A 21,536-nucleotide genomic window follows, 5' to 3' on the forward strand; every position below is an offset into this window, starting at 1 on the left:
GCGCATGGTGGCCGGGATCGGCGGGCCGCGAGAGGCCCGGATGCTCAGGCCGTCAGGGGTGGGGCGCGGATCTGTCGGACCCGCGGCGCCGGGCGCGGATGCGCCTGGGTCTCATGGGCCAGCCCATAGCGGATGCGATGATATTCCGCCTTCTGCGCCACCAGGTCGGGGAGGGCAAAATTGCCGGGCAGGCCGACGATGCAGAAGGGGCATTTGCCGGTGATCTCGGCGGTGGGGCCGCCGTTCTCCTTCCCGTCCGTAACCTTGCCGTCGGCGAGGTTGATGGTCACCGTATGCAGCCCTTCAGGGCCGCAGATCACCACCTGGATCAGATCGCCGTTGGCGGCCTCAAGCGTGATGGGAAAGAAGCTCTGGCAGACCTGCAAGGCGAGCAGCACGACCAGACCGGCCGCGATCAGGCGGCGCATCGGGGCGAGCAGGGGCAGGGTTCCAGTCATGGGAGGTGTATCTGGACGATCGCCCTGATCCTGGCAATCGCAAATGGCCGCAACGCCCCGGAGAGCGTTGCGGCAAAACGTCAGTGGGCGCCGAACCCGGGGTGGAAGGTGACCGTGCCGGCAGCCTCGGGGCCGTTCAGAACCAGCCCCATGAAGTTGCGGGCCGGGGCGCCGTCGAACCTGAGCCCGGGCAGGGGGCCAAAGCCGAAGCGGCTGTAATAGGCGGGATCGCCCACCAGGACGACGCCGGCGGCACCCTGGTCCTTCAGTCGCGCCAATCCTTCGCGCAAGAGCGCGCCGCCGATGCCCTGGCGCTGCCGGTCGGGCCGCACCGAAAGCGGGCCGAGCCCGTACCAGCCGCCCGGCTTGCCGTCGATCTCGACCGGGGAGAAGGCGGCATGGCCGAGGATCTCCTGCCCATCCTCGGCCACCAGCGACAGGCGCAGCGCGCCGGCGTCGCGCAGGGCGTCGATGATCGCCGCCTCGGTCTGCTGGCTGAAGGGGTGGTTGGCGAAGGCCGCCGTGGTGATCTCCCCGATGATTGCGCGATCATCGGGGCGTTCGTTGCGGATCTGCATATGGTGATCCCTCCTGTTACCTGTTGTCGAGCTGGGCGCGCACCGTGCGCAGCCCGGTTTCGGTGATCCGATAGGGCGCCGAGGCCTGCGAGCGGATCAGCCGTTTGCGGCGCAGCCGCGCGAAGATGTCGAGCGTGCAATTGCTCAGCACATGGCCGTCGCGGGTATAGCACAGCACGTCGGTCACCCGGCCGTTGGGGCCGCGGTCAAAGCGGATGCAACCGCCCTGCGCCAACGCGTGCAACACGCGTTGTTCGTCTTTCGAGATATTCATGAGATAGAGCCTGTTCAGGAACCAAATCGGCACCCACACGCCAACAGGCCGCAGCCTGATGGGCGGATGCAGTTCAATGCCCCGGTTGGACGGGACATTCAGCGGTTCGAGACAAGCTCCAGCATCGACAATTCCTCAGCCCGGGACAGCCGGGCGCAGCGCCAATATGGGGGTCTTCGCGGTGGGGTCAAGCCGGGCTCAGCGGTTTCCGTCGCGCTGTGGCACATCGCTGCGCTTCAACAGCTTGCTGCCGTGCTGCAGGGTGATCACATCGTCGGGGTAAAGCGCGATCGCCTTGGTATAGGCAGCCTCGGCCAGGGGAAGGTCGCGGCACTGGGCGAGTTCGCAGATGAACTTGCCGGAGGCGGTATTCTGGACGACGCGGAAGGGATGGACAAAGACGGCCATGAGGGGAGCATATTTCCAGTGCAGCGGCCGGGCCCCTGGGGACCCGGCCGCGAAATTCATCAGCGCTCTATATTCAGCTCTGCAGCCAGGTTTCCAGCTTGGTCGCATCGGGAAGGCCGCCGGCATGGACCAGCTTGCCGTCGATGCTGATCCCCGGGGTCGACATCACCCCGGCCTTGGCGATCGAGGCCATGTCGGTCACCTTCTCGACCTGCACGTCGATGCCGAGCTTTTGCGCCGCTGCGCGCACCATGGCTTCGGTGGTCTCACAGCGTTTGCAGCCGGGGCCGTAGACTTTGACATCTTTCATTTCAGGTTCCTCAGAACAGGGCGTTGAACAGAAAGCCGACGGCAAGGATGCCGCAGGCAACGACAGAGATGAAGACCGCGATCAGCCGCAGTTTCAGCACCTGCCGCAGGATGATCATCTCGGGCAGGCTGAGCGCGATCACCGACATCATGAAGGCCAGCACGGTACCAAGGGCGGCGCCCTTGCCCAACAGCGCCTCGACGATCGGGATGACGCCGGCGGCATTGGTATACATCGGGATGCCCATCAGCACCGCCGCCGGCACCGACCACCAGGCATCCGCCCCCATGATGCGAACCATCAGATCCTCGGGCACATAGCCGTGGATCAGCGCCCCCATGCCGATGCCGAGGATGATCCACAGCCAGACCTTGGCGAAGATCTCGCGCACCGCCTCGATCCCCTGGCGGTAGCGGTCGGGGAGGGTGAGGGCCTCGTCCCCGGGCGCCATGGCGTCGCCGGCGTGGATTTCGCGCACCCAGTCCTGCAGCCAGCCTTCCAGATGCAGCCGCCCGATCACCCAGCCGGCGACGATGGCGATGGCCAGGCCGAAGCCCAGATAGACCGCCGCCACTGGCCAGCCGACCAGGCCGATCAGCAGGACAAGCGCCACCTCATTCACCATCGGTGCCGCGATCAGGAAGGAAAACGTCACCCCCAGCGGGATGCCGGCCGAGACGAAACCGATGAACAGCGGCACCGCCGAGCAGGAGCAGAAGGGCGTCAACACCCCCAGACCCGCCGCCATCGCATTGGCCAGCCCTTCGCGCCGGCCCGACAGCAGGGTGCGGGTCTTTTCCGGGCTGAAGAAGCTGCGCACCACGCCCATGGCGAAGACGATCAGCGTGAGCAGCATCATCACCTTGGGCACGTCATAGAAGAAGAAGGCCAGCGCCGATCCGGCATGGCTGTCGCGCGCCACCGGCAGCAGCGAGACCAACCATTCCGACAGGCCGGGAAGTTGACGATAGACCGCCCACCAGAGCAGGACGGCGGCGATGACGCCGGCGGTCCAGACCCAGGCGGGGCGGGGGCGCTGTGGCGCCTGTTCGGACATCACGCTCATGCTGCGGCCCTTTCGGTTTCCTGGTCCAGGTCGATCGCCGCGCTCAGCAGGCGGCGGACGGCGGGGGACAGATCGGGATTGATGCGATAGCGCACCCATTGCGCGTCCCGCCGGTCGATCACCAGCCCGGCCTGTTTCAATACCTGCATATGCCGCGACACCCGGCTTTGCGTTGCCTCAAGGCGGCTGATCAATTCGCAGGCGCAATGTTCGCCCTGATCCCAGAGAATCCGCAGTGCGGCGAGCCGCGTGGGTTCCGCCAGAGCCGAAAGAATCCTGACATGCATGGTCGCCCTCCGAGTTGCTTATGCGCATATGCGCATGTGGTTGACTTGCTGTCCATCGACAGATTGACGCAGCCCTGGAAAAGGCGGAGGAGGGGCGCGAAATGAGGATGACAATATTTCGGCGGACTCTCACATTCCTCCACAACTTATTGCTGTTATCCCCAAAATAATGGTTGCCAGATGTCCCTATGCGGCGCACCATATCTGGTAGAGGCGGGGCAAACTTCCCCGGTCTCTTGAGCAGGCACCTAGCGCTGGGGGCGCTATCGGCCCCACGCCGCTAAAGATCAAAGAGGTGGCACCATGGCCTTGTCTGAATACATGCTTGACGACGATATTCACCCGATCGACATCGTCGAAAATCTGGCGGCGTTCCATGATTGGGACTTCGACCGGATCGGCGACGATCAGATCGCCATGGCGGTCGAGGGGCAGTGGCGCACCTATTCCATCACCCTGGCCTGGTCGGGGTATGACGAGACTTTGCGGCTGGTCTGCACCTTCGAGATGGAGCCGCCCGAAGACCAACTGGGCCGGCTCTACGAGCTGTTGAACGAGATGAACGATCAGTGCTGGGCCGGTGCCTTTACCTATTGGGCCGAGCAGAAGCTGATGGTCTATCGCTATGGTCTGGTTCTGACCGGCGGTCAGATCGCCAGCCCGGAGCAGATCGACACCATGATCAATGCTGCCGTGACGAGCGCAGAGCGCTATTATCCGGCGATCCAGCTGCTGGTCTGGGGCGGGCGCTCCCCGCGTGATGCGATGCAGGCCGCCATTGCAGAGGCCTACGGCCGCGCGTAAACCTAGGCCCCGAACCGGAACGAACGGAAGGGGCCGTCATGGACATGTCGCGGATCGCCGATCAGGGGCTGGTGCTTCTGGGTTGTGGGAAAATGGGCTCCGCCCTGTTGGCCGGATGGCTGGAGGGCGGGCTTCCCCCGGCCTCGGTCTGGGTGGTGGACCCGCATCCCTCTGACTGGCTGAAAAGCCGGGGCGTGCAGATCAACGCGCCGCTGCCCGAGGCGCCGGCGCTGGTGCTGGTTGCCGTCAAACCCCAGATGATGCGCGAGGCGCTGCCGGCGCTGAAGGCGCTGGGCGGTGGTGAGACGCTGTTCGTCAGCGTCGCCGCCGGCACCCCGATCGCCACCTATGAAGAGATGCTGGGCGACGAAACCCCGATCGTGCGGGCCATGCCCAATACCCCTGCCGCCATAGGCCGGGGCATCACTGCGATCATCGGCAATACCCATGCCTCGGCCGAGCATCTCGACGTGGCCGAGGGGCTGCTTTCGGCGGTGGGGCAGGTGGTCCGGCTGGAGCGGGAATCGCAGATCGACGCGGTCACCGGGGTCAGCGGCTCGGGCCCGGCCTATGTCTTCCTTTTGATCGAATGCCTTGCCGCCGCTGGTGAGGCCCAGGGGCTGGGTGCCGATCTGGCGATGCAGCTTGCCAAGGCCACCGTCGCCGGTGCCGGGGCCCTGGCCGAGGCCTCGGACGAACCCCCGTCGCAACTGCGGATCAACGTGACCAGCCCGAACGGCACCACCCAGGCCGCGCTTGAGGTGCTGATGGAGGCCGACCACGGCTTCCCCCACCTGCTGCGCCAGGCGGTGGCCGCCGCCACCCATCGGTCGAAGGAGCTGTCGCGTGGCTGATCAGATCGTTTTCGACGATTTCCTCAAGGTCGACATCCGGGTCGGCGAAATCCTGAGGGCCGAACCCTATCCCGAGGCGCGCAAGCCCGCGATCAAGCTCTGGATCGATTTCGGCGGCGAGATCGGCGAGAAACGCTCGTCGGCGCAGATCACCGCGCATTACGATCCCGCCACCTTGCCGGGCAAACAGGTTCTGGCGGTGGTGAATTTCCCGCCACGTCAGATCGGCAAGTTCATCTCGGAAGTGCTGGTGCTGGGCCTGCCGGATGCGGCGGGCGAGGTGGTGCTGATCGGCCCCGACGGCCCGGTGCCGATCGGCGGGCGGTTGCACTGATGCGGGTGCTGCTGTCGCGGCCGATGCCGCCGGCCACCGTGGCCGCGGCGCAGGAGCTTTTCGAGGTGGAGGTGCGCCAAAGCACCCGGCCGATGACGGCGGCCGAGCTGCGCGCAGGCCTTGCCGTCTTCGACGCGATGATGGTGACCCTGGGCGACCGGGTGACGGCCGAGGTGCTGCAGGACTTCGGGCGCCCTCGCTGCCGGATGCTGGCCAACTTCGGCGTCGGCTACAATCACATCGACGTGGAGGCCTGCCGCGCCCATGGCGTCACCGTGTCGAACACGCCGGGTGCGGTGACGGATGCCACCGCCGATATCGCCATGACGCTGATCCTGATGGCTTGCCGCAGGGCGGGGGAGGGCGAGCGCCTGGTCCGGTCGGGCAAATGGCAGGGCTGGCATCCGACCCAGATGCTGGGGCTGCATGTGACGGGCCGCAAGCTCGGCATCATCGGCATGGGCCGCATCGGCCAGGCGGTGGCGCGGCGCTGCCATTATGGCTTCGGCATGGAGGTCGGCTATTTCAGCCGCTCGGAAAAGCAGGTCGATCATCCCGCCACGCGGTTCGAGGTGCTGACCGATCTGGCCGCTTGGGCTGATATCCTGGTGGTGGCCGCCCCGGGCGGCGCCGAAACTCACCATCTGGTCGGGGCCCAGGTCTTTGCGGCGATGCCGGCGCATGGGGTCTTCGTCAATATCGCCCGGGGCGATATCGTTGACGAGGCGGCGCTGATCGCCGCCTTGCAGGCGCGTCGGATCGGTGCCGCCGGGCTTGATGTCTATGAATTCGAACCCGAGGTGCCGGCCGAGCTGCGCGCGCTTGAAACTGCGGTTCTGCTGCCGCATCTGGGCACCGCCGCCCTCGATGTGCGTGAGGACATGGGCGCCATGGCGGTGGAGAATCTGCGCGCCTATGCCGAGGGGCGGGACATTCCCAACCGGGTGAACTAGGGCGCGTCGGGGGCGCAGTCCCCCATCGCCGCACGCCAGTGCCGGCGGCAAAGCGAGACATAGGTTTCATTGCCGCCGACCTGGATTTGGTCGCCCTCGTGCAGGGGCTGGCCGTCGGCGCCTTGCCGGATCACCATGGTGGCCTTGCGGCCGCAATGGCAGATGGTGCGCACCTCGCGCATCTCGTCTGCCAGCGCCAGCAGGGTGGCCGACCCGGGAAACAGCTCGCCGCGGAAATCGACGCGCAGCCCATAGGCGAGCACCGGCAGCCGCAGATCGTCCACCACGCGCGCCAATTGCCAGACCTGGGCGGGCTGCAGAAACTGCGCCTCGTCGACAAAGACGCAGTCGAGCCGCCCCTCGGCCTGGCGCCCGGCGATCCGGGCGAAAAGATCGTCGCCCGGGGCGAAGGTGTCGGCCGCCTGCGCGATGCCGATCCGCGAGGCGATCTGACCGCGCCCGGCGCGATGATCCAGATCGGCGGTCAGCAGATAGGGCGACATGCCGTTTTCGACATAGTTGTGGGCCGCCTGCAGCAGCACCGTCGATTTGCCGGCGTTCATGGTGGAATAGTTGAAATAGAGCTTGGCCATGGCCGGCGGTCTAAGCCGGCGCCGGCCATCGGGCAAGCGGTGCGGCGCTGCATTTCGGGGATTTTTAGCCGCCGCCGCAGGCAGCCGGTCCGGGACGGAACAGACCCTGGGGATGGACAGGGCACACCTGCGGCGACGACGCTTTGGCCTAATGGGCCGTTGCGGCGGAAGCCAGTCTGAAATAGGACCCCGCCACCAATCACAGTGCGAATGCGAAATGGCACTCGCTACTCTTTGAGATCCCCGAAAACCTGAGGGATAGCAAAGGGATCGCATTTCGATTAGGAATCGGTAATGGGAAAATCTCCGGGCGCTTCCCCCTTGGGGCTCGGGGCGGAAAGGGTAAGGCGCGGCGCATGAGCTCAATCGGAACTTATCTGAAAAAACATACCGAAGCCTTGGTCAAGGAAGTGGGCATCGAGGCTGCCTGTGAAATCACCGGCAAGTCCAAGGCCACGCTCGGCCGCTACTATTCAGACAATCCCGAACATGCCGACCGCTTCATGCCGGTCGACGTGGTGGCGCGGCTCGAGGCCGAGGCGCCCTATCCGCATGTCACCAGCGCCTTGGCGGAACTGCAGAAGATCAGCCTCACCTTCGATGACCGTCGTTCGAACTCGGCCAATGTGGGGAATGTCAATTCTGACGTCATCGCGCTCAGCCAGCGTTTCGCCATGCTGATGAGCGAATATCAGTTGGCGATCGAAGATGGCATCATCACCGTGAACGAGGCCAAGCGGCTGCTCAGGGAGACCGTGCTGCTGCAGCAGGTGCTGATCGACATGAAGCTGCACCTGGAAGAGGAAAGCGCCTGAGGCAAGGCCTCGGCGCCGAGCGTGCCGGCTCTGGCCTGTCTCGCTGGAAATATCCCGGGGGAGCCATCCGGACGGGCGGCGCGGGCCGCGCCCGATTCAGGCAGTCAGGCAGACATGCGCGCCCGACCACCCGGCGCCGCCGAAGGAAGCCTCCGGCGGGAGTATTTGGGCAGAGAAGAAACCGGGGCGGGGTGCCCCCCGTGCCCGGCGGGTCAGAGGTGGCGCCGCAACAGCACCGAGCCCACCGAATAGCCGGCCCCGAAAGAGCAGATCAGCCCCAGATCGCCCTCCGCGAGATCGTCGGAATTCTGCGAAAACGCGATGATCGAGCCGGCGGAAGAGGTATTGGCGTATTCCTGCAGGATGTTCGGCTGTTCCTCGGGGGCCGGTTCGCGGCCCAGGACCTTCTTGCCGATCAGGTCGTTCATGGTCTTGTTGGCCTGGTGCAGCCACATTCGTTTCAGCGCGGCGCCCTCGAGACCCTCGGCGGTCATATGGTCGGCGATATGATGGCTGACCATCGGCACCACTTCCTTGAACACCTTGCGGCCGTTCTGCATGAACTGCATGTCGCGGCGGTCCTTCATGCCGTCGGGGCGGCTGCGGCGCAGAAAGCCGTTGTTGTTGCGGATGTTGTTGGAAAACTGGGTGGCGCAGCGGGTCGAGAGGATTTCGAAATGCGGCCCCTTGGCATCCTCGATCCGTTCGATCACCGTGGCGGTGGCGACATCACCGAAGATGAAGTGGCAGTCGCGGTCGCGCCATTCCAGGTGGCCCGAGCAGATCTCGGGATTGACCACCAGCGCCGCCCGGACCGAGCCGCTGCGGATCATGTCGGCGGCGGCCTGAATGCCGAAGGTGGCCGAGGAACAGGCGACGTTCATGTCGAAGGCGAAGCCCTTGATGCCCAGCAGGCTCTGGATTTCGATGGCGATGGCCGGATAGGCGCGCTCCATGTTGGAGGCGGCGCAGATCACCAGGTCGATGTCCTCGGGGCTGCGCCCGGCCTGCTCCAGCGCCTTGTTCGCGGCATCGAGCGCCATTTCCGCCATGATGCCGGGTTCGTCATCAGAACGCTGGCGCAGCAACGGATGCATCACCTCCGGATCGAGGATGCCGCTCTTGTTCATGACGTGGCGCCGTTCGATGCCCGAGGCCTTGACGATGAAGGCATCCGAGGAATGCTGCATCGGCTCCATCTCGCCGGCGGCGATGGGGGCGGCATTGGCGGCGTTCATGCGGTCGGCATAGGCGTTGAAGGCTTCGACCAGCTCGGCGTTGGTGATGACCTCATCCGGGGTGAAGACCCCGGTTCCGGTGATCGCGGGCGTATACATCTTGTTCAGTCTCTCCTGCGCGGTTGCGCGATGTGGCCCAAAACCCGCGGCAAGGTCAACCCGGCGAGACCGGGCAGGAGGGGAAAGCTCAGATGAAGGGGACGAAGGGTATCCCGCCGCAGGCCGAAAGCGCCAGAAGGCCGAGGAGGGGAAGAAGAATGCGCATCGCCTGGTCCGCCATGTCGGTTTTGTCGCAGTGTTTCCGAAGCGATGCCCTGGGTCAAGGCTGGCCGGGCACGATCCGAGCCGCTAAGCTTTGCGGACAGAGTTCATAAATCCTCAATGACACCCCGCTACTCCTTGTTCGACCCGCCCTTCCCGCGGCGGGCAGAGCGCAAAATCAGGATCGACCGACGTGACAGAACGCCGCCTTGTCCCTTCCGAGGATCACGCCCAGCCCATGCACCAGTCCGAAGAGGAGCTGGCCCATATGGCCGACACGGCGTTTCGCGCCTCGATCAGCCAGCTCACGGCGGGGTTGTCGCCGGCCTCGCTCTTGCTGAACTACTACGACTGGGCGCTGCATATGGCGATGTCGCCGGGCAAGCAGATGCAGCTTGCCGAACTGGCGGGAGAGAACTGGATGCGGTTCCAGCGCTATATGGCCGAATGCGCGTTGAGCCATAACGGCGACCAGTGCGAACAGCCGGATTCGCATGACCGCAGGTTCATGCACGAAGGCTGGCACCACCAGCCCTTCAACGCCTTTCAGCAGGCTTTCCTGCTGACGCAGAAATGGTGGAACGAGGCGACGACCGATGTGCGCGGTGTCTCGGAAGCGCATGAGAAGGTGGTGAATTTCACCGCCCGCCAATTGCTTGACGCGGCGGCGCCGACGAATTTCGTTCTGACCAACCCCGAAATCCTGGCCAAGACGGTGGAGACGGGGGGCAGGAATCTGGTCGATGGCTGGCGCAACTACATGGAGGATTTGCGCCGCATCCTGCTGAAGGAGAAGGCGCCGGTCTCGGAGGAGTTCCAGGTGGGCAAGACGCTGGCGGTGACCCCGGGCAAGGTGGTCTATCGCAATCGGCTGATCGAGCTGATCCAATATGCGCCCACCACCGACAAGGTGCAGCCGGAACCGCTGATGATCGTGCCGGCCTGGATCATGAAATATTACATCCTCGATCTGAGCGCCTCGAATTCCATGGTCAAATTCCTGACAGATCAGGGGTTCACCGTTTTCATGATTTCCTGGCTCAATCCCGATGCCGGGGATGCCGAACTGGGCATGGCGGATTATCGCAAGATGGGACCGATGGCGGCCCTGGCCGAGATCCAGAAGATCACCGGGGCGTCGCGGGTACATGGGGTGGGCTATTGCCTGGGCGGCACGCTGCTGAGCATCACCGCTGCTGCGATGGCGCGCGATGGCGATGACCGGCTGGCCTCGATGACGCTGCTGGCGGCGCAGATGGATTTCACCGAGGCGGGAGAGCTGACGCTGTTCATCAATGAGAGCGAGGTGTCTTTCCTCGAGGACATGATGTGGAAGCACGGCTATCTGGATGCCTCGCAGATGTCGGGGGCCTTCCAGCTCCTGCGCTCGAACGATCTGATCTGGTCGCGGTTGCAGCATGAATATCTGATGGGGGAACGGCCGGGGTCGAGCGATCTGATGGCCTGGAACGCCGATTCGACCCGCATGCCCTATCGGATGCATTCGGAATACTTGCGGCATCTGTTCCTGGACAATGATTTCGCCGCCGGCCGCTTCGAGGTCGAGGGGCGCTCGGTGACGCCGCATGACATCAACGTGCCGATCTTTGCGGTTGGCACCGAGACCGACCATGTGGCGCCCTGGAGATCGGCCTATAAGACCGGGGCGCTGACCCGCAGCGAAGAGGTGACCTTCGTGCTGACCAACGGCGGGCACAACGCCGGCGTGGTGTCAGAGCCGGGGCATCCGCACCGCCATTTCCGCATGGGGCGCATCTTTGCCAACAACCACTATACCCCGGCGGAGGAATGGGCCGAGAGCGCCGCGGAGCACGAGGGCTCGTGGTGGCTGGCCTGGGTCGACTGGCTGCGGGGCCAGCAGAGTGGCGAGGAGATCGCGCCGCCGAAGATGGGCAAGGCGATCTGCGACGCGCCGGGTACCTACGTGCTGGTTTCCTGAGGCGGGCAGGGGAGCCCGTCGTCGGGCGGGAGCATTTGCATCGAGAAGAAGGGGGGCGCGGGGATGAAGGCGCCTCGCGCGTCCGGGCTGGTCTTGGCCAAGAGTGTTAGCGAGGAGCGCGCAATCGCGGGCTTCGGTTCCGATCGAACAAAAAAACGCCCGGCGCGAAGCCGGGCGTTTGGTGTCTCAGGGGGCGTCTCAGGCCTGCAGGCTTTTCACGCCCACCTCACCCTCGGCTTGCGCCTTGATCGCCAGGGCCGCGGCATGGGCGCCGGCGGCGGTAGTGAAATAGGGGATCTTGTCGTAGAGCGCGACCGAACGGATGCCCTTGGAATCCTCGACCGCCTGGGCGCCTTCGGTGGTGTTCATCACCAGCTGGATGCCGCCGTCCTTCATCATGTCGACGATATCGGGGCGGCCCTCATAGACCTTGTTGACCAGATCGCAGGGCACGCCATGGCCGGCCAGCCAGTCCTTGGTGCCGCGGGTGGCGATCAGCGTGAAGCCAAGCGCGACCAGGGTTTGCGCCGCCTCCAGCATCAGGTCGGTCTTGTCGGCGTCCTTGATCGAGACGAAGGCGCGGCCCTCGCGCGGCAGCGCCATGCCGGCGCCCATCTGTGCCTTGAGGAAGGCGCGCGGGAAGTCGCGATCCCAGCCCATCACCTCGCCGGTGGAGCGCATCTCCGGGCCGAGGATGGTGTCAACGCCGGGGAAGCGGGCGAAGGGCAGCACCGCCTCCTTGACCGAGAACCAGGGCATGTTCGGATCGGCCAGCGTCATCGGATCGGCCAAGGGCAGCACGGTGTCGTAATCGGCATCCTGCTGATAGGGCGCGCGATGCGGGAAGGCGGACAGCTTTTCGCCCGCCATCAGCCGCGCGGCGATCGAGGCGATGGCGCTGTCGGTGGCCTTGGCCACGAAGGGAACGGTCCGGCTGGCGCGCGGGTTCACCTCGATCAGATAGATGTCCTCGCCCTTGATGGCAAATTGCACGTTCATCAGCCCGACCACATGCAGCGCACGGGCCAGCGCCTCGGTCTGGCGCTTGATCTCGGCGATGATGTCTTCCGACAGCGAATAGGGCGGCAGCGAGCAGGCGGAGTCGCCGGAATGGACGCCGGCCTCTTCGATGTGCTGCATGATGCCGGCGACATGCACCGCCTCGCCATCGCAGAGCGCGTCGACGTCAAGCTCGGTCGCGCCGGAGAGATAGCTGTCGAGCAGAACCGGGCTGTCGCCCGAGACCACCACGGCCTCGGAGATATAGCGCTTGAGATGGTCCATATCGCGGACGATCTCCATCGCCCGGCCGCCCAGCACATAGGAGGGGCGGATCACCAGCGGGAAGCCGATGCCCTCGGCGATCGCCAGCGCCTCGGCGTCGGAATGGGCGATGCCGTTATGCGGCTGCTTCAGGCCCAGTTGGTTGACCAGGTCCTGGAAGCGTTCGCGGTCCTCGGCCAGGTCGATCGCGTCCGGCGTGGTGCCGAGGATCGGGATCCCCTCGGCTTCGAGCGCGCGCGCCAGTTTCAGCGGCGTCTGGCCGCCGAATTGCACGATCACCCCGTGCAGCGTGCCGTTCTGTTGTTCGACCCGCAGGATTTCCATCACGTGTTCGAAGGTCAGCGGCTCGAAATAGAGCCGGTCCGAGGTGTCGTAGTCGGTCGAGACCGTCTCGGGGTTGCAGTTGACCATGATGGTCTCATAGCCGACATCGCTCAGCGAGAAGCAGGCGTGGCAGCAGCAATAGTCGAATTCGATGCCCTGGCCGATCCGGTTCGGACCGCCGCCCAGGATCACCACCTTTTTGCGGTCCGACGGGCGCGCCTCGCATTCGACCTCGCCCATCATCGGGGCCTCATAGGTCGAATACATATAGGGCGTCTGCGCCTCGAACTCGGCGGCGCAGGTGTCGATCCGCTTGAACACGGCATTGACGCCGAGGTTCTTGCGCGCGCGACGGACGTTGTCTTCGTCCCGGCCGGTCAGCTTGCCCAGGCGTGCGTCGGTGAAGCCCAGCATCTTGAGCTGGCGCAGTTCGTGTTCGGTGACCGGCAGGCCGGTCTTGCGCAGCTTGGCCTCGACCTCGACGATCTCGCGGATGCGGGCCAGGAACCAGGGGTCGAATTTGGTGACGCCGTTGATCTCGTTGTCGCTCAGCCCGTGGCGCATCGCCTGGGCGATGGTACGCATCCGGTCCGGGCTCTGCTTGCTCAGTGCCTTGATGACGGCGGCCTTGTCCTCGCCCTCCGTCACGTCCCACAGCCCGACCGAGGCGCCGGGAATGGCGATCTCGTCGAAGCCGGTCAGGCCCGATTCCATCGAAGCCAGAGCCTTTTGCAGGGATTCATGGATGGTGCGGCCGATCGCCATCGCCTCGCCCACCGATTTCATCGCGGTGGAGAGCACGGGTTCGGAGCCGGGGAATTTCTCGAAGGCGAATTTCGGGATCTTGGTGACGACATAGTCGATGGTCGGCTCGAAGCTGGCCGGGGTCACCTTGGTGATGTCGTTGTCAAGCTCGTCCAGCGTATAGCCCACCGCCAGTTTGGCGGCGATCTTGGCGATCGGGAAGCCGGTGGCCTTGGAGGCCAGCGCCGAGGAGCGCGACACCCGCGGGTTCATCTCGATCACCACCATGCGACCGTTTTCGGGGTTCACGGCCCATTGCACGTTTGACCCGCCGGTCTCCACCCCGATTTCGCGCAGCACGGCGATCGAGCCGTTGCGCATGATCTGATATTCCTTGTCGGTCAGCGTCAGGGCAGGGGCCACGGTGACCGAGTCGCCGGTGTGCACGCCCATCGGGTCGATGTTCTCGATCGCGCAGACGATGATCGCATTGTCCGCCTTGTCGCGGACCACCTCCATCTCGAATTCTTTCCAACCCAGCAGGCTTTCGTCGACCAGGATCTGGCCCACCGGCGAGGCATCCATGCCGGAGCGGCAGAAGTGGATGTAATCCTCGCGGTTATAGGCGACGCCGCCGCCGGTCCCGCCAAGGGTGAAGGCCGGGCGAATGATCGCCGGCAGGCCGATATCATCCAGCGCCTCGAGCGCGATCTGCACGCCGGCCTCCAGATCGAAATGGCCGTTATCCTTTTTCGGCGCGGTGACGATGGTGGCGCGCGGATTTTCCAGCCCGATCCGGTCCATCGCCTCGCGGAACAGCTTGCGGTCCTCGGCCATCTCGATGGCGTCGCGCTTGGCGCCGATCATCTCGACCCCGAATTTCTTCAGCACCCCCATCTCTTCCAGAGCGAGCGAGGTGTTCAGCCCGGTCTGCCCGCCCATGGTGGGCAACAGCGCGTCGGGGCGTTCCTTCTCGATGATCTTGGCGACGACTTCCGGGGTGATCGGCTCGATATAGGTGGCGTCGGCCAGGCCGGGGTCGGTCATGATCGTGGCCGGGTTGGAGTTCACCAGGATCACCCGGTACCCCTCTTCCTTCAGCGCCTTGCAGGCCTGGGCGCCGGAATAGTCGAATTCGCAGGCTTGCCCAATCACGATGGGACCGGCGCCAATGATCATGATCGAGGAGATATCGGTTCTTTTGGGCATGGCCTGTTCCTTCGATTTGATATGCGGCGGGCGAGTCACCGGGGGCGCGCGGGCGCCCAAATTGTCCTGCTTTATAGGGATGAGTCGGAAAGGTGCAAGGGGGCCGGGCCGACAGTCTGGTCATGACGAAAAATCCCCCGCCGAAGCGGGGGATCTGTTTGGATCGCTCGGAACCTTCGTTTAGGTCTCAGACCAGGCCGAAGGAGAAATCCGATGCGTCGATATCGGTCGCGTTGGTATCGAGGAGCGTGGCGAACTTGGTGCCCAACAGCTCGAGAACCACATTGTCGCCAATCTGTGTGGCGGTGATGTCGGCAAAGCTGTGCAGCGCCACATCGAGGACCGCAATCTGATCGCTGCCGTTGGTGAAGTCGACGATGATGTCAGCCTTGTCGACCTTGGGCATGTTGAACTGGAAGGTGTCGTCGCCGGCACCGCCCCTCAGCGTGTCCTTGCCTTGACCGCCGTCCAGCACGTCATTGCCTCGTTCGCCGCTCAGCTTGTCCTTGCCCTGGCCACCGACCAGGGTGTCATTGCCAGTGTCGCCGAAGATCTTGTCGTTGCCAGCCCGGCCACGGATCAGGTTGTTGGCGGAATTGCCGTGGATCACGTCGGCCAAATCGGTGCCGATGGCATTCTCGATCAGCGTGTCGGTGGCGTCGGAAATGCCGCCCTCGATGCTGCCGATGATGTCCGAGCTGTCCGAACTCAGCGTCACCACCGTGCCGAAGCCGAACTCGTCAACCAGCGCCTGATAATCGGAGACCACATCAGAGGTGACCGCGAAGATCGGGATGATCCCGGCGTCGAGCAGCGCCGCCTTGACTTGATCGATGGTCGGGTAATCCTCGCCGGTGCCATTGTCGCCGGGACCGTCCGTCACGGCATCGCCATCGTTCGGCGCCACCGGGTTGTCACCGGCGAAATGCGGCGCTGCGTCGGTGGTCAGCACCACGACCTTCAACGCGTCGCTGGACCAGCCCAGTTCACCCGCGCGCAGGGCGACTTGCAGCAGCCCGGTCATCTGGGCTTCGGGGCCGTCGTTCCCGCTGCCGACGATCATCGCGTCCAGCGCCGCTTTCCAGGCATCGAAATCCGAGGTCAGCCCCAGTTCGGTCTGATACTCATGATCTCCAGGGCTCCCGAAGGGGGAGGTCGGCTTGTCGATGAAGCTGGCAAGGCCCAGACGAACGCTGTCCGCCAGCCCCGACAGGGTGGCGATCAGATCATCCGCCAGTCCGCGCACGGTGATGACGTCATCGCTGAACGAGCCGGATAGATCCTGCAGCAGCACCATCTCGAGCGGGCGTTCGCCGTCGTCGCTGAGGCCGGTCAGTTCGATCACCCGGTCGTCGACATAAGACAGCGACCCGGCGGTCATGTTGATCTTTGCGCCGGTGATGCCGCCGGAGAAATCCAGCGTGTCTCGTCTGCCGGCGGTATCGGTGATCACCACATGGTCACCGGCAAGGCCGTTCACGATGAAGTGGTCATTGCCGTCGCCGCCATAGGCGACATCATCGCCCGCGCTCAGATCGAAGACATCGCGGCCGGAGCCGCCCAGCAGTACGTCATCCCCGAGGCCGCCTGACAGCACATCGTCGCCCTCGCCCCCGTCGAGCGTGTCGTCGCCGCTTTGCCCAAACAGGATGTCATTCCCTCCAAGACCGCGAATCTGGTCGTTGAAAAGAGTTCCGGCAAGGATGTCGTCCTCACCATCGATTCCCCAAATCTCTTTCATAGCTGCGTCCTCCCGCGCTAATGGCTTAATGCCTTGAAAAATGTGCACCGAAAAATCCGACCGGTGCAGCACTCGTTAAAATACTAATGACTGAACTATAGCTGATTCTTTGTTTTAGGTCATTGCAGGATGACTTTACGCGCTCGGCATCTGCAACTGCCCGCCTCGCCGTCGGGGCGGGCGGGCAATCAAGCCTCCGGGCGCAGCTCGGCGCCGACGTCTATTCCGCGGCCTGGCTCTGTGCCGGGGCGGTGGCCACGGCCTGCGGCCAGGGCGGCTGGTACATGTAATCCCGGGTCAGCGGCACTGGGCTGCGCTGATGTCCCAGTTGGAACTGGAACACCACCTGCTTCTCTTCCTCGAAGGTCATGAAGCAGGCGACCAGATAATAGCGCCACATGCGGATGAAGCGTTCGTCATAGCTTTGCCGCACGATGTCGATCTTGTCGTCGAACCGGGCAAGCCAGTGGCGCAGGGTCATCGCGTAATGCAGGCGCAGCACCTCGATATCCAGCGACCACAGGTCTGACCGTTCGATCGCCGGGGCAAGCTGCGACAGGCTGGGGATATAGCCGCCGGGGAAGATGTACTTGTTCACCCATTCGGCCTGGGCGCCCGGCGTGTCCAGGCTGCCGATGGTATGGATCAGCGCCACGCCGGCGTCATCCAGCAGGCGCGAGACCTGGGCGAAATAGTCCCCATAGAAGGGGACACCCACATGCTCCAGCATGCCGACCGAGACGATGCGGTCGAATTTCTCGTTCAGCGCACGATAATCCTGCAGGCGGAATTCGGTCTTGTCGGCGACGCCGGCTTCCTCGGCCCGGCGCTTGGCGGTGGCGAGCTGGTTTTCCGACAGCGTCACGCCGGTGACCCGGGCGCCATAGTCGCGGGCCAGGGTAATTGCCATGCCGCCCCAGCCGCAGCCGATGTCCAGCACCTTCATTCCCGGTTCGATCTGCAGCTTGGCCGCGATATGCGCCTTCTTGGCGATCTGCGCGTCTTCCAGGCTCATCTTCGGGTCGGTGAAGTAGGCGCAGCTATATTGCATGTCCTGATCCAGGAACAGGCGATAGAGGTCATCCGAGATGTCATAGTGATGTGACACGTTCCGGCGCGAATGCTTGGGGGTGTTCAGTCGAACCAGACTTTGCACCGCGAAGCGCAGCTTGCTGTAGAAGCGCGCCCAGACCGGGATGTCCATCGAGCGCGCGTTGCGCAGCACGACGCGGAAGAGACCTTCGAGATCGTCGTCGGCGATCTGCAGCATCCCGTCCATATAGCATTCGCCAAGGGCGAGTTCAGGTTTGAGGCAAAGCGCTTTCGTCGCTTTTTCATCAGTCAGCCTGACCTTGCAGCTCGCCCCATTATTCGAGCCATAGGTCCTGCTTTCGCCGTCGGGATAGGTAACCACCAGCTGACCCCTCTTGATCAGCTTCACCAACATGCGATCGAGTACTGTTTTCCACATGGGGCAAACCTCCGCAGTTCAGGTTCGCTGTTTCTTGCACCGTTCAACGGTACACTGGATCGTTCAAATTCCCAAGTCTAGCGCAATTCCCGTCGCGTCACTCCCTGCTTACTTGACTTCTGGTGCACAGCGGGGTGTATCACCGCCACATTTCTGATCGCTCAAAGGATCGCCAAGATGCACGCCTATCGCAGTCATACCTGCGCCGACCTCACCGCCGCCAATGTTGGGCAGGCCGTTCGCCTGTCTGGCTGGGTTCATCGGATTCGCGACCATGGTGGCATCCTGTTCATCGACCTGCGCGATCATTATGGCATCACCCAGGTGCTCTGCGATCCCGACAGCCCGGCCTTCGCCGAGGTCGAGAAGGTGCGTTCGGAATGGTGCATCCGTATCGACGGTGAGGTCAAGGCGCGCGACGAGAGCCTGGTGAACCCCAAGCTTGCGACCGGCGAGATCGAGGTCTTCGTGCGTGACATCGAAGTGCTGGGCGCCGCCAAGGAACTGCCGCTGATCGTCTTCGGCGATCAGGAGTATCCGGAGGAAACCCGGCTGCGCTATCGCTATCTCGACCTGCGGCGCGAGGCGATGCAGCGCAACATGACCCTGCGGTCCGATGTGGTGGCTTCGATGCGCCGGCGGATGTGGGACAAGGGCTTCCGCGAATACCAGACCCCGATCATCACCGCGTCGAGCCCCGAGGGCGCGCGCGACTTCCTGGTGCCGTCGCGTCTGCACCCGGGCAAGTTCTATGCCCTGCCGCAGGCGCCGCAGCAGTTCAAGCAATTGCTGATGGTCTCGGGCTTCGACAAGTATTTCCAGATCGCGCCCTGTTTCCGCGACGAGGATCCGCGCGCCGACCGCTCGCCCACCGATTTCTATCAGCTTGACCTCGAGATGAGCTTTGTCACCCAGCAGGATGTGTTCGACACCATCTCGCCGGTGCTGGCGGGCGTGTTCGAGGAATTCGGCGGCGGCCGCAAGGTCGACAACCCGGCAGAGTGGCCGCAGATCTCCTATCGCGACTCGGCCCTGTGGTACGGCACCGACAAGCCCGACCTCAGGAACCCGATCAAGATGCAGGTCGTCAGCGAACATTTCGCCGGGTCCGGCTTTGCCATCTTCGCCAAGCTTCTGGAGCAGGAAGGCACCGAAATCCGCGCCATCCCGGCGCCCACGGGGGGCAGCCGCAAGTTCTGCGACCGCATGAACGCCTTTGCGCAGAAGGAAGGCCTGCCCGGCATGGGCTATATCTTCTGGCGAAGAAGAGGCGATACACTTTCGGACATTGATATTCAATTGCTCGCTAGTGCTTTGGAGAGAGCTCAGGCCCAGGGCCTAGACGGTGAAGTTCAGCGCTTGACCGAGAGGTGGCTGGAGGCAGTCGAACCGGCTGGCCCGCTGGCCAAGAACATCGGCCCGGAACGCACCGAGGCGATCCGCCAGCAGCTGGGCCTGGGCGTCGGCGACGCGGCCTTCTTCCTTGGCGGCAAGCCCGAGGCGTTCCAGACCGTTGCCGGCAAGGCCCGCACCGTGATCGGCGACGAACTGGGGCTGACCGACACCGACCGGTTCGCCTTTGCCTGGATCGTCGATTTCCCGATCTACGAAAAGGACGCCGAATCCGGCAAGATCGACTTCGAACACAACCCCTTCTCGATGCCGCAGGGTGGCATGGAGGCGCTGCTGGGCGATCCGCTCAAGGTGCTGGGCTTCCAGTACGATCTGGCCTGCAACGGGTACGAGCTGGTCTCGGGCGCGATCCGGAACCACAAGCCGGAAATCATGTTCAAGGCCTTCGAGATCGCCGGCTATGGCGAAGATGAGGTGCGCAAGCGGTTTGGCGGCATGGTCAACGCCTTCCAGTTCGGCGCCCCGCCGCACGGTGGCTGCGCCGCCGGGATCGACCGGATCGTCATGTTGCTGGCCGATGAGCAGAACATCCGCGAGGTCATCCTGTTCCCGATGAACCAGCGCGCCGAAGACCTGATGATGGGCGCGCCCTCCGAGCCGACGCCCGAGCAGCTGATGGAGCTGAACCTGCGGGTGATCCCGCAGGACTGATCCTGGCAAGAGTTTCGAGCAGTAAAGCGGCGGCCTTCGGGCCGTCGTTTTCGTTTGTGGGCTTGGTGGGGGGGCCGGTCCGTGGGGGGCAGCCTCAGTCGCGGGTAATGGCCCCCGGGCATCACTCCGGGGTGATGTTCTCCGGCAGGATGCCGATCGCCAGCACCGGACAGCCACCGCTGCGACCGGCGGCGATGCGGCTGATCAGCTTGTGGGTGCCGGTGGTGCTGGCGCCGAACTTGGCGGCGACGGTCTGGTCGGTCTCGCGCCCGAGCCGGTCCAGACAAAGGCCCAGCGACTTGAAGAAGTCGTTCGACAGCTCCCGGGTGACGATGACGCCGACGTCGATCACGCCGGCCTCAAAGAAGCTGCGGAAGGCGTAGAGATCGCGGTCATAGGTCTGGTCCTTGCTGTTCCATTCGTAATCGAAGGCGACCCGACCCTTCCAGAAGTCGATCATGTGGTTGTGGATGTAATCCTGCCGCAGGATGCGGTCGACCTCCTGCGCCGACTGGCCCTTGCCGGCCTTCAGCTTGACCACCAGGTCGGCCTCGATATGCACCTCTTCGTGAAAGCCCGCCGCGCCTGCCAGCTTGGCAAAACGCGTCGTCGCCTCCATCCGGTTGCCACCGGGGCTGCGGATCTCGGTCGCCGAGATGGTGAACGCGCGCAGAACCCGCTTGATTGCCGCGAATTCCTCCGGCGCGCGTTGCTGCAGCACTGCGGTGGCGCTGCGATAGCTGCGCACCGAATAGCGGCGCAGCAGGTCGCCGTCGAAGGCGGCCTCGGCCAGCTCCTGCGGGTCGAAGACCAGATCTGTGATGTCGCGGGCCATGGGCTATTCCGCCGCGACGCCCGAGTTATAGGCGTAGGTCTTCCAGCCGGGCTTGTAATCGGCATCGGCCTGATTGCCCCAGACCGTCCAACCCTCGCGCACGCCACGGCCGAAGAGTTCCAGATAGGGCCCCCAGGAACAGCCCTCGATCAGCTCGTACTGCTCATCCGGCTTGCGGGAATGTTCGCGCTTGCGGGTCTGGATCATGTTCACCTGGCGGCGGCCCAGATCCAGCGTGCGGGCGTTCTTGCCGCGGGTGCCGAACAGCAAAAGTTCGGTCACGTTGCGAAAATAGAAGCCGACACCGCGCCCGTCACTGCCGCCATCCTTGCGGATCTTGTGCCAGACGATGTTCGATTTGTATTCGAACCCCCAGGCGCGCAGCACTTCCAGCCCCTCGGGCAACAGCGCATTGGGCACCCAGACATAGCAATGCGCCTTGTCCTCAAGATGCTCCGCCACCGGCAGGGCGCAGATTTCCTCAAGCTCCATGGTGGGATAGCGGGCCAGCCGCTTGTGTTCGGGCGCGACCTTGCCGGTGCGGTTGGTGAATCGCCAAGGCGGGTCCGCCATTACGCAGCCGAACCGCGAATCCCCCAGGAACTTGGCCAAATCTTGTGCGGCTGTCTGTGTCATACGCGATATACTGCTTGAATTTCGTCGGGGTGTCA

21 protein-coding genes are annotated in these 21,536 nt (G+C 64.2%); 7 read left to right on the forward strand and 14 right to left on the reverse strand.

Features of this window, described 5'->3' with window-relative positions:
• Window positions 1-44: 44 nt before the first annotated feature.
• The 7 genes from ACN0V4_RS02810 to ACN0V4_RS02840 form a co-directional block, all read right to left on the reverse strand.
• A complete protein-coding gene (locus ACN0V4_RS02810; protein WP_417672995.1) occupies window positions 45-458 on the reverse strand; it encodes a hypothetical protein in 414 nt (137 codons plus the stop codon).
• A gap of 80 nt (window positions 459-538) precedes the next feature.
• Window positions 539-1,036: a GNAT family N-acetyltransferase gene (locus ACN0V4_RS02815; protein WP_417672996.1), complete on the reverse strand. Its 498-nt coding sequence runs from the start codon at window positions 1,034-1,036 to the stop codon at window positions 539-541.
• A 16-nt stretch (window positions 1,037-1,052) separates the two neighbouring features.
• On the reverse strand, window positions 1,053-1,310 hold the full coding sequence (locus ACN0V4_RS02820) for a YjhX family toxin (RefSeq protein WP_417672997.1): 258 nt from the start codon (window positions 1,308-1,310) through the stop codon (window positions 1,053-1,055).
• Between the two features lie 198 nt (window positions 1,311-1,508).
• Entirely contained in the window at window positions 1,509-1,718 is a 210-nt protein-coding gene (locus ACN0V4_RS02825) for a hypothetical protein (protein WP_417672998.1), read from the reverse strand.
• A gap of 73 nt (window positions 1,719-1,791) precedes the next feature.
• Window positions 1,792-2,028 carry a thioredoxin family protein gene (locus ACN0V4_RS02830; RefSeq protein ID WP_417672999.1) on the reverse strand — a complete coding sequence of 79 codons (237 nt, stop codon included), beginning with the start codon at window positions 2,026-2,028 and terminating at the stop codon, window positions 1,792-1,794.
• A 10-nt stretch (window positions 2,029-2,038) separates the two neighbouring features.
• Complete coding sequence (locus ACN0V4_RS02835; RefSeq protein WP_417673000.1) at window positions 2,039-3,094, reverse strand: permease; 1,056 nt, start codon at window positions 3,092-3,094, stop codon at window positions 2,039-2,041.
• A complete protein-coding gene (locus ACN0V4_RS02840) occupies window positions 3,091-3,381 on the reverse strand; it encodes an ArsR/SmtB family transcription factor (RefSeq protein WP_417673001.1) in 291 nt (96 codons plus the stop codon). The genes ACN0V4_RS02835 and ACN0V4_RS02840 overlap by 4 nt, the downstream gene beginning before the upstream one ends.
• Before the next feature lie 303 nt (window positions 3,382-3,684).
• Here ACN0V4_RS02840 and ACN0V4_RS02845 point away from each other — a divergent pair, with 303 nt between their 5' ends.
• From ACN0V4_RS02845 to ACN0V4_RS02860, 4 genes are read left to right on the forward strand one after another with little or no spacing between them, the layout of a single operon-like run.
• Window positions 3,685-4,185, forward strand: a complete 501-nt coding sequence (locus tag ACN0V4_RS02845) for a YbjN domain-containing protein (protein WP_417673002.1) — start codon at window positions 3,685-3,687, stop codon at window positions 4,183-4,185.
• Window positions 4,186-4,223: 38 nt separating this feature from the next.
• Window positions 4,224-5,039 carry a pyrroline-5-carboxylate reductase gene (gene proC, locus ACN0V4_RS02850; protein ID WP_417673003.1) on the forward strand — a complete coding sequence of 272 codons (816 nt, stop codon included), beginning with the start codon at window positions 4,224-4,226 and terminating at the stop codon, window positions 5,037-5,039.
• Entirely contained in the window at window positions 5,032-5,373 is a 342-nt protein-coding gene (locus tag ACN0V4_RS02855) for a tRNA-binding protein (RefSeq protein WP_417673004.1), read from the forward strand. Before proC ends, ACN0V4_RS02855 begins: the two co-directional genes overlap by 8 nt.
• Window positions 5,373-6,326, forward strand: coding sequence for a 2-hydroxyacid dehydrogenase (locus tag ACN0V4_RS02860; RefSeq protein ID WP_417673005.1), 954 nt, complete (start codon window positions 5,373-5,375; stop codon window positions 6,324-6,326). Before ACN0V4_RS02855 ends, ACN0V4_RS02860 begins: the two co-directional genes overlap by 1 nt.
• On the opposite strand, the gene ACN0V4_RS02865 is transcribed toward ACN0V4_RS02860, so the two are convergent.
• Complete coding sequence (locus tag ACN0V4_RS02865) at window positions 6,323-6,919, reverse strand: thymidine kinase (protein WP_417673006.1); 597 nt, start codon at window positions 6,917-6,919, stop codon at window positions 6,323-6,325. The genes ACN0V4_RS02860 and ACN0V4_RS02865 overlap by 4 nt on opposite strands.
• Before the next feature lie 356 nt (window positions 6,920-7,275).
• On the opposite strand from ACN0V4_RS02865, the gene ACN0V4_RS02870 reads away from it, so the two are divergent.
• On the forward strand, window positions 7,276-7,734 hold the full coding sequence (locus tag ACN0V4_RS02870) for a hypothetical protein (protein WP_417673007.1): 459 nt from the start codon (window positions 7,276-7,278) through the stop codon (window positions 7,732-7,734).
• Window positions 7,735-7,946: 212 nt separating this feature from the next.
• On the opposite strand, the gene ACN0V4_RS02875 is transcribed toward ACN0V4_RS02870, so the two are convergent.
• The gene (locus ACN0V4_RS02875; RefSeq protein WP_417673008.1) at window positions 7,947-9,071 is read right to left on the reverse strand and encodes a beta-ketoacyl-ACP synthase III; all 1,125 of its coding nucleotides are present in this window, start codon (window positions 9,069-9,071) and stop codon (window positions 7,947-7,949) included.
• Between the two features lie 400 nt (window positions 9,072-9,471).
• On the opposite strand from ACN0V4_RS02875, the gene ACN0V4_RS02880 reads away from it, so the two are divergent.
• Complete coding sequence (locus ACN0V4_RS02880; protein ID WP_417673067.1) at window positions 9,472-11,193, forward strand: PHA/PHB synthase family protein; 1,722 nt, start codon at window positions 9,472-9,474, stop codon at window positions 11,191-11,193.
• Window positions 11,194-11,391: 198 nt separating this feature from the next.
• Here ACN0V4_RS02880 and carB read toward each other — a convergent pair whose 3' ends face one another.
• From carB to ACN0V4_RS02895, 3 genes are all read right to left on the reverse strand, one after another.
• Window positions 11,392-14,754 carry a carbamoyl-phosphate synthase large subunit gene (gene carB, locus ACN0V4_RS02885; protein ID WP_417673009.1) on the reverse strand — a complete coding sequence of 1,121 codons (3,363 nt, stop codon included), beginning with the start codon at window positions 14,752-14,754 and terminating at the stop codon, window positions 11,392-11,394.
• Window positions 14,755-14,941: 187 nt separating this feature from the next.
• On the reverse strand, window positions 14,942-16,495 hold the full coding sequence (locus tag ACN0V4_RS02890; RefSeq protein ID WP_417673010.1) for a M10 family metallopeptidase C-terminal domain-containing protein: 1,554 nt from the start codon (window positions 16,493-16,495) through the stop codon (window positions 14,942-14,944).
• A 220-nt stretch (window positions 16,496-16,715) separates the two neighbouring features.
• A complete protein-coding gene (locus ACN0V4_RS02895) occupies window positions 16,716-17,966 on the reverse strand; it encodes a class I SAM-dependent methyltransferase (protein ID WP_417673011.1) in 1,251 nt (416 codons plus the stop codon).
• A gap of 177 nt (window positions 17,967-18,143) precedes the next feature.
• On the opposite strand from ACN0V4_RS02895, the gene aspS reads away from it, so the two are divergent.
• The gene (aspS, locus tag ACN0V4_RS02900) at window positions 18,144-20,030 is read left to right on the forward strand and encodes an aspartate--tRNA ligase (RefSeq protein ID WP_417673012.1); all 1,887 of its coding nucleotides are present in this window, start codon (window positions 18,144-18,146) and stop codon (window positions 20,028-20,030) included.
• Between the two features lie 121 nt (window positions 20,031-20,151).
• Here the strand turns inward: aspS and ACN0V4_RS02905 are convergent, their stop codons facing one another.
• Both ACN0V4_RS02905 and ACN0V4_RS02910 read right to left on the reverse strand, forming a co-directional pair.
• Entirely contained in the window at window positions 20,152-20,865 is a 714-nt protein-coding gene (locus ACN0V4_RS02905) for a BglII/BstYI family type II restriction endonuclease (protein WP_417673013.1), read from the reverse strand.
• Between the two features lie 3 nt (window positions 20,866-20,868).
• Window positions 20,869-21,501, reverse strand: a complete 633-nt coding sequence (locus ACN0V4_RS02910) for an MT-A70 family methyltransferase (RefSeq protein WP_417673014.1) — start codon at window positions 21,499-21,501, stop codon at window positions 20,869-20,871.
• Between the last annotated feature and the right edge of the window lie 35 nt (window positions 21,502-21,536).

Origin of the sequence: Pseudodonghicola sp. (assembly GCF_048268305.1) — a bacterium.
Classification (GTDB): Bacteria; Pseudomonadota; Alphaproteobacteria; order Rhodobacterales; family Rhodobacteraceae; genus Pseudodonghicola.